General features: G+C 61.9%; 7 protein-coding genes and 1 pseudogene. 3 read left to right on the plus strand and 5 right to left on the minus strand.

What is annotated here, in order from left to right; genetic code table 11:
- Nucleotides 1-23: 23 nt before the first annotated feature.
- The gene (locus MUU54_RS16785) at nt 24-1,721 is read right to left on the minus strand and encodes a long-chain fatty acid--CoA ligase (RefSeq protein WP_247245167.1); all 1,698 of its coding nucleotides are present in this window, start codon (nt 1,719-1,721) and stop codon (nt 24-26) included.
- Between the two features lie 208 nt (nt 1,722-1,929).
- Here MUU54_RS16785 and MUU54_RS16790 point away from each other — a divergent pair, with 208 nt between their 5' ends.
- Both MUU54_RS16790 and MUU54_RS16795 read left to right on the plus strand, forming a co-directional pair.
- On the plus strand, nt 1,930-2,322 hold the full coding sequence (locus tag MUU54_RS16790; protein ID WP_247245168.1) for a PRC-barrel domain-containing protein: 393 nt from the start codon (nt 1,930-1,932) through the stop codon (nt 2,320-2,322).
- A 106-nt stretch (nt 2,323-2,428) separates the two neighbouring features.
- Entirely contained in the window at nt 2,429-3,544 is a 1,116-nt protein-coding gene (locus MUU54_RS16795) for a hypothetical protein (RefSeq protein WP_247245169.1), read from the plus strand.
- An 18-nt stretch (nt 3,545-3,562) separates the two neighbouring features.
- On the opposite strand, the gene nadE is transcribed toward MUU54_RS16795, so the two are convergent.
- The 3 genes from nadE to MUU54_RS16810 are packed head-to-tail and all read right to left on the minus strand — an operon-like array spanning nt 3,563 to nt 6,374.
- A complete protein-coding gene (gene nadE, locus MUU54_RS16800; RefSeq protein WP_247245170.1) occupies nt 3,563-4,561 on the minus strand; it encodes an NAD(+) synthase in 999 nt (332 codons plus the stop codon).
- Nucleotides 4,558-6,105 (minus strand): class I adenylate-forming enzyme family protein, encoded by a 1,548-nt coding sequence (locus tag MUU54_RS16805; protein ID WP_247245171.1) that lies wholly within the window; start codon nt 6,103-6,105, stop codon nt 4,558-4,560. Before MUU54_RS16805 ends, nadE begins: the two co-directional genes overlap by 4 nt.
- Nucleotides 6,106-6,116: 11 nt before the next feature.
- Nucleotides 6,117-6,374 carry an acyl carrier protein gene (locus tag MUU54_RS16810; protein WP_247245172.1) on the minus strand — a complete coding sequence of 86 codons (258 nt, stop codon included), beginning with the start codon at nt 6,372-6,374 and terminating at the stop codon, nt 6,117-6,119.
- A gap of 243 nt (nt 6,375-6,617) precedes the next feature.
- Between MUU54_RS16810 and xth the strand changes: the two genes are divergently transcribed.
- On the plus strand, nt 6,618-7,394 hold the full coding sequence (gene xth, locus MUU54_RS16815) for an exodeoxyribonuclease III (RefSeq protein ID WP_247245173.1): 777 nt from the start codon (nt 6,618-6,620) through the stop codon (nt 7,392-7,394).
- Nucleotides 7,395-7,436: 42 nt separating this feature from the next.
- On the opposite strand, the pseudogene MUU54_RS16820 reads toward xth, so the two are convergent.
- Nucleotides 7,437-7,586, minus strand: a pseudogene (locus tag MUU54_RS16820) (dihydrodipicolinate synthase family protein); the annotation flags it as partial.

A 7,586-nucleotide genomic window follows, 5' to 3' on the forward strand; every position in this document is an offset into this window, starting at 1 on the left:
CAAATCAAGCCGCGACGCAGCCCTCAGCCGCGCAGTTCGCGCCGCAGGATCTTCCCGACGTTGGTCTTGGGCAGTTCGCTTCGGAACTCGATCAGCCGCGGCCGCTTGTAACCGGTCAGATTGACTGCACAATGCTCCCTCAGCGCCTCTTCCGTCAGATCGGGATCCTTCTTGACCACAAAGAGCTTTACCACCTCACCTGAATGCGGGTCGGGTACGCCGACCGCCGCCGATTCCAGCACGCCGGGATGCATGGCCGCGACCTCTTCCACCTCGTTGGGATAGACGTTGAAGCCGGAAACCAGGATCATGTCCTTCTTCCGGTCGACGATCTTGCTGTAGCCGCGCTCATCCATGTAGCCCATGTCGCCGGACCGAAAGAACCCGTCCTCGGTCATCACCTTGGCCGTCTCGTCCGGGCGCTGCCAATAGCCTGCCATCACCTGCGGCCCGCGGATGCAGATCTCGCCGACCTCGCCGATAGGCAAGGCGTTGCCCTCTTCGTCGCGGATGGAAATGTCGGTGGAGGGCAGCGGCAGACCGATCATGCCGGTGAATTCCTGGCTGTCGAAGCGGTTCGCCGTCGCCACAGGAGAGGTCTCCGACAAGCCATAGCCTTCGGTGATGGCCGTCCCTGTCAGTGCCTGCCAGCGTTCTGCCACTGGCCGCTGCACGGCCATCCCGCCGCCCAGTGCCAGGATCAGCGAAGAGAAGTCCACCTTGCCGAAGTCGGCATTGTTCATCAGCGCATTGAACAGGGTGTTGAGCCCCGGGAAGACATGCACCTTGTGCTTCTGCAGTTCCTTGACGAAGGCCGGAATGTCGCGCGGGTTGGCGATCAGGATGTTGTGGCCACCCATGGCGATCCCCATCAGCGAATTCACCGTCAGCGCGAAGATGTGGTAGAGCGGCAGGGCGCAGACGAAGTTCAGGACTTCGGGACGGGAACGGTTCTCGAAGGCGGCATCCAGCCACATCGAGATCTGCATCTTGTTGGCTATCAGGTTACGGTGCGTCAGCGTCGCGCCCTTGGACACGCCGGTTGTCCCGCCAGTGTATTGAAGGAAGGCGACGTCATCGCTCTCTATCTCCACCGGCTTCAGCGACTGATGCGCGCCTTGCGAAAGAACCTTTTTTAATGCCACCGCGGACGGAATGGACCAGACCGGCACCAGCTTCTTCACCTTGCGCACGACGAGGTTCACCACATGGCCCTTCATACCGAGCATGTCGCCCATGCTGGTCACCACGATGTGCCGGAGCCCCACCTCAGCCGCCACCTGCTGAACGGTGTGTGCAAAGTTCTCCAGAACGAAGATTGCCTTGGCGCCAGAGTCCTTCAACTGATGCTCAAGCTCGCGTGGGGTATAGAGCGGGTTGACATTCACCACCACGAAGCCTGCGCGCAGGATGCCGTACGTCACGACCGGGTTCTGCAGCACGTTCGGCATCATCACGGCAACGCGGTCGCCCTTCACGAGCCCTTGGGCCTGAAGCCAGGCGCCCACCTTGCGCGTTTCCGCCTCGAGCTCCCGGTATGTCATCTCGCGGCCCATGCTGGAAAAGGCGACGCGCGGCAGATACTCCACGCAGCAGCTTTCGAAAAGAGCGGCGAGCGACTTGTAGGAAAGCGGCGGGATCTCCGCCGGCACGGAGGGCGGGTATGATGCCAGCCAGACTTTTTCGCCGGACTTGGCTCCGCGCATGGGCACTTCGTTCATCGGGGCCTCCTCTTCCCTTTATTGTTCTGGCATTAACCGGGCGCCAGGTCCTCCGTTCTGCGGCACGAGCAGCACTATGCCACGAGCTCCGGTCTCAAGCCATCTCGTGGTGAATTTCGTATATAACCTTGACGTAAGCGTCAACGGGAACGAAGCGTCGGCCGCCGAGTTCCTCAAGGGTACTCCAAACAGCCATGAGGAGGATGTAATGGTGCATCAGGAACCACGGTTGGGACAGGACCCTTATGTCAAGGACACGCCCTCGCTGATCGCCAGTGACAAGGTGGAAGGCACCCGCGTCTATGGCGCGGATGGCCGGCATATCGGTTCGATCGCGCGCATCCTGCTTGAAAAGCGTGGCGGTCGTGTCGCATATGCCGTGTTGAGCTTCGGCGGCTTCATGGGTATCGGTGACGACTATTATCCGCTGCCTTGGGAAAAGCTCACCTATGACGAAGAGCTAGATGGTTACCGCATCGACCTCACCAAGGACCAGATCACGGGCGCCCCGCGCTACAACGATCTGGAAGACGATAGCTGGTATCAGGATCGCGGTCGAACCATCTACGACTACTATGGCGTTCCGCCCTATTGGATGTAAGAGATCCAGCAAACGAATTCAGAGGCCCTCGGGGCCTCTTTTCTTTTGCTTAAGGTCGGCATGCCAATCATCACTTCGGCCACCGGTTCGGCTTCTGAGGGGATGAATGCTGGAAAAAGCAGACACAGCCACCGTGCGTGATCTGGAAACCGAGGATCTGCCTGCCGTCGCTGGGCTTTTCCAGAAGACGTTTCGCGGCACTGCGTCGGTTCCGCCATCTCTCCTCACATACCTCCACGAGATCCTGTTCGACCACCCCTGGTATGACCAAGAATTGCGGTCCAAGGTGTTCGTTGCCGCGCATGGTCAGGTACGGGGCTTCATCGGTGTCTTTCCGGCCCGGCTGGAATGGGAAGGGCGGTCGCTTCGAGCAGCCTTCGCCGGCTCAATGATGGTGGAGCGGCCGGAGGAGCATCCTCTCGCCGGTGCCCGTCTGCTGCGCGCCTTCCTCAACGGCCCGCAGGACCTGTCCCTGACGGAAACAGCCAATGCCACGGCGCTCGGCATGTGGCAGAAACTGTCGCTGCCGCTCGACGTCGCCTACAGCCTGAACTGGCTGCGCATCTTGCGTCCCGCGGCTGCCGCGGTCAACCTCATGGAAAACGCCGTTTCCGCAGCCCGGCTCCTCCGACCCATCAGCCAGCTTGCGGATACGGCGGCGGAAAAGCTCGGCTTGTCCGTCTTTCATGCGCCAGCCGCTCAGGCAAGCGGGCGCGTTCGCTTTCAGGATGCGATGATGGACGAGTTTGTCGATGCCGCACTAACGCTGAAGCAAGAGTTCCCCCTGCGCCCGCAATGGGACCGGCACTCGCTCGAGTGGTTGTTGGCGCATGCGGCGCAGAAAAGAAGATTTGGCGACCCCTCCTGGCGCGTCGGGATTTCCCGCGATGGCGAGCCGGTAGCCTGCTATGCCTACTTTGGCCGCCCTGGCGGCATCGGCTGGCTGCTGCAGGCGCTCTGCAAGCCTGCTGCAGCCGATGACCTCGTTGATGATCTCTTCGGGCATGCGGATGGGACAGGCTGCGCCGGCATCCGGGGCGCTGGCCACCCATGGCTTACACCGGCGCTGATCACTCGCCGGACGATCTTCCACGGGCGCACCTTCTACCTCGCGCACGCGCGCGACAAGACGCTGCTTCAGCCGATCCAGTCTGGGCAGGCGCTGGTCAGCGGCCTGGCCGGCGAAAAATGGATGCGGCTGATCGGAGATCGCTTCGACTGAGCATGGAAAAGCGTGCGATCAGTCCAGCATGGTGGCCGGCGCGGCGTGAAGATACTCGGCGACCTTCCGCTTCGAGCCAATGTTCCGCCACACCGCATCCACCTGATCTGCAGACAAGCCGGCAGCCTCGCCGACGGGCTCCGCCGGCATGCCGTTGTCCAACCCGTAGAGGCAGATGTCCATCCGGTCATAGGGCAGCGAGAAGTAGTATTCGTCCTGGCCTTGCGGCAGCGACCACGTATCCGTCGTCGGCGGGCGGCGGCGGATTTCCTCCGGCACGCCGAGCGCTTCCGCCAGCTGATAGACCTGCGTCTTGTAGAGGTGGGCGATTGGCTTGAAGTCTGCCGCGCCGTCGCCGTTCTTGACGAAGAAACCCTGGTCGTACTCCAACCGGTTCGGCGTTCCAGCGACCGCAAAATTCAGCCGATCGGCATGATAGTATTCAATCTGCTTGCGGGTGCGCTGCTTCATGTTGGCAGCTGCGATCATGCCAAGGTAGACGTCGAGCGGCATGCGATAACGGCTTTGCTCCCCGGAGGGCGAAGCGACGACCAGCCAGGAGATATTGTAGCCGCGGCTGGACAGCGCATTTTCAAGCACCACCTTGCAGCCCCAGCCCTCGCCGAATTCCGGCACGATCTGGTGGATGAATCCGTTGCGGCGGGTATAGCAGCCGGCGGCTGCCAAAGCCGGGCCGATGTCTTCCAGAACCGTCTCTAGGCCAATCGCGGCTGCCAGCGCCTGCCCCAGGCGAAGGCTCTCGGGATCGGAGTCATGCTCCGGCATAAAGATCCCGGTCACCTTGCTCGGGCCAAGAGCGCGGGCGCAAAGCGCAGCGGTCACGCTGGAGTCGATGCCGCCGGAGAGACCGACCACCACGCCCCGTTTGCGAAGGGTCTTGATCACGGTCTCGCGGATCCAGGCGCAGACGCGGTCGATCTCCGCCTCCGCATCGAGGCGCAGGCTGTCGGCGGAAAGAACATGGGCCTTGTCGGCGGCGGTCATCGTCTGGTTCATGGGACATTCTCCAGTTGGGGCTCGGCCTCGCCGCCGGCGCTCATTCTAATCTTGCCGGTCGCAGTTCGCGGCAAACCATCGCGGAATTCCACGCTTTTCGGCACCATGTAATCTTCGAGATGCGTGGCGCAGTGGCGGATGATGTCCCGCTCGCTCAACGCAAAGCTCGGCTGCAGTGCCACATGTGCACGCACCACCTGCCCGAAGATCGCGTCGTCCACGCCGGTAACGGCTGCTTCCCGGATGCCTTCCAGCGCATATAGCACCCGCTCGACCTCCTGCGGGCTGACCTTCTCCCCGCGGGTTTTGATAATGTCGTCACTGCGGCTGACGAAGTGGAGAAAGCCCTCCTCGTCAGAGAAGAACAGGTCGCCTGTACGCAGCCGCCTCACGGTTCCCGCGATTTCTACCGCCGAAGAGGATCCCGCCTGGTCGCCCCAATAGCCGGCCATCACATGTGGCCCTTCGACCACAAGCTCGCCGACGACGCCGGGTGCGGCCCTTTGTCCAGTCTCATCGACCACATAGGCCCGGGTGCCGGGGATCGCTTTGCCGACGGAGGTCGGACGCTTTGCCAGCAGATCGGGAGGAAGAAAACTGATGCGCAGGCACTCGGTCTGTCCGTACATCACGAACACATCCGTCTCGGGCAACATCTCCTTCAGCCTTGAGGAGAGAGCCGGCGGCAGCGCTGCCGCAGCAGTTGTGACGTACCGAAGATCTGGCAGGAGGTCGGCCGAAAGATCCTTCATGCCAGTAAGCATGGCGGCCATCGCGGGCACCATGGGGAAACCGGTGACTCTCTCCTCGACCAGCCGGTCAAGAATCTTACGCGGAAAGGCGAAGCTTCGCTCGAGCACAAGCGTGCCCCCCACCCCCGCCATCGTCAACATCTGCGTGATCCCATAGCCGAAGGAGAGCGGCAGGACGCTCAGCACGACGTCGTCGCAGGTATTTCCGAGATAGCCGGTGATTGACTGACAGGCCACATCGACATTCGCGTGCGTCAGCATCACGCCCTTCGGCCTGCCGGTGGATCCCGAGGTGTGGATCAGGAGAGCGAGCGCCTCGTCTTCAGTGCGAACAGCCAAGGTTTCGTTGATCTCTGGAACAATCAGATCCTCGAAAGTGAGAGTATCTTCGGGAAGGGAAGGAGCCTGGCAAACAATCACCGCAGCCTGCGAGTCAGCGGCGACCATGGCCGAACGCACGGTAGCAAGATAACGTCCATGAACTATAACGACCGCAGGCGTGGTGCTAACGAGAATATCGGCAAGCTTCGCCGCCTTGATCGAAGGCGAGAGGGGGCAGGCGACGGCGCCGGCCTTCCAGGTGGCAAAGAAGCTCAGCGGCGCCTCGATGTCGTTGTCGAGGATCAGGACGATGCGATCACCGGCTGAAACTTTGAACTGGAGCAGGGCGCGCGCCAGTCGGTCCGACTGATCGGCAAGATCGGCATAGCTCAGCCGCCGCCCGCCCGCGGCAACAGCCGTCTTCCACGGGAAGCGCTCAGCGCTTGCCTGTAATCTTGCCTCGATTCGCACCGTGTCGTCCGTCAGGCCGCGACCGGCAGCTTTCGCGCCAGGTAGCTGGACATATTGTCGATGCTGTCGAGGTTGTCGGGAACGATTTCTTCGTCGGCTATGCTGATGCCGTAGGTCGCCTCCAGAAAGGCGATCAGCTCCAGAACGCCGGTGGAGTCGATCACCCCGCTTTCCAGGAGAGATTGATTGTCGGAGATGTCGGCGTCGGCGCGGAACAGGAAGTTCTCGGCAACGAATTCGCGGATGGATTGACGAAATCTTTCAGCCATTGCGGCGGCTCCCACTCTTTCTGTGGCGCCCTGGATCCCGGCCGAAGCGGGTATCGAGACGCACGTTCTGGATGCCCGAAGATATCATGAGGCCCTGAATCTTTCGCTAAATCGGATCGTAAAGACTTTGCAAAGCACGCATCGATTGCACGCCCAGCGCGTTTCCGTATTCAGCGGAAGTGACTGGGAGGCTGAGGCAGGCATGGCAGCGAGCGGCGGCAGCGCCTTGGAGCGGGAGAGGTCATGAGGATCGCCACCTTCAACGTCAACGGCATCAACGGCCGGATCGATGTGCTGCTGCGTTGGCTGGAGGAAGCGCGGCCGGACATCGTCTGTCTCCAGGAGCTCAAGGCGCCGCAGGAGAAGTTCCCCCACCGGGCGCTGGAGAAGATGGGCTATGGCGCTGTCTGGCATGGTCAGAAAAGCTGGAATGGCGTCGCCATTCTGGCCCATGAGGCGGATCCGATCGAAACCCGCCGTGGCCTCGGCGGAGACCGCGACGACAGCCACAGCCGCTACATCGAAGCTGCGGTGAACGGAGTCCTCATCGGCTGCCTCTACGCTCCGAATGGCAACCCGGCGCCGGGGCCGAAGTTCGACTACAAGCTATCCTGGTATGAGCGCTTTCTTGCCCACGCAGAGGATCTGCTGGCAACCGGCGCCCCCGTCGTTCTGGCAGGTGATTACAACATCATACCAAGCGATCTTGATGTCTACGCGCCGGAACGCTGGCAGGGCGACGCGCTCTTTCGGCCGGAAGTCCGCGACCTCTTCACGCAGCTCTTGGAGCAGGGCTGGACCGACGCCCTGCGCCATCTTCATCCGGAAGAACGGATCTACACCTTCTGGGACTATTTCCGGAATGCTTGGGGCCGCAATGCCGGTCTGCGGCTCGACCACCTGCTGCTCAGCCCCTCCGTCTTTGGCCGGCTGAGGCAGGGGGGAGTGAACCGGGAGGTGCGTGGCTGGGAACACGCCAGCGACCACGCACCAACCTGGATAGAGCTTTCTGACGAATGATGAGGAGGAGACGCAACTGGCGCTTTCTCCTCATCAGCTTATTCAGACTGCCGCCCGCCTATCGCGCCGGGCCAGCCGCTCGAGCAGATAATCCACCTCCGCCCGCGCCGTCTGTGAAAGCGCCAGTCCCGGCTTGCGCTGCGCATCCGAAGTGATGATGCCGCGGCGCTTCAGGACATGCTTACGTACGGC

Origin of the sequence: Pseudorhizobium tarimense, from assembly GCF_022968135.1 — a bacterium.
Classification (GTDB): domain Bacteria; phylum Pseudomonadota; class Alphaproteobacteria; order Rhizobiales; family Rhizobiaceae; genus Neorhizobium; species Neorhizobium tarimense.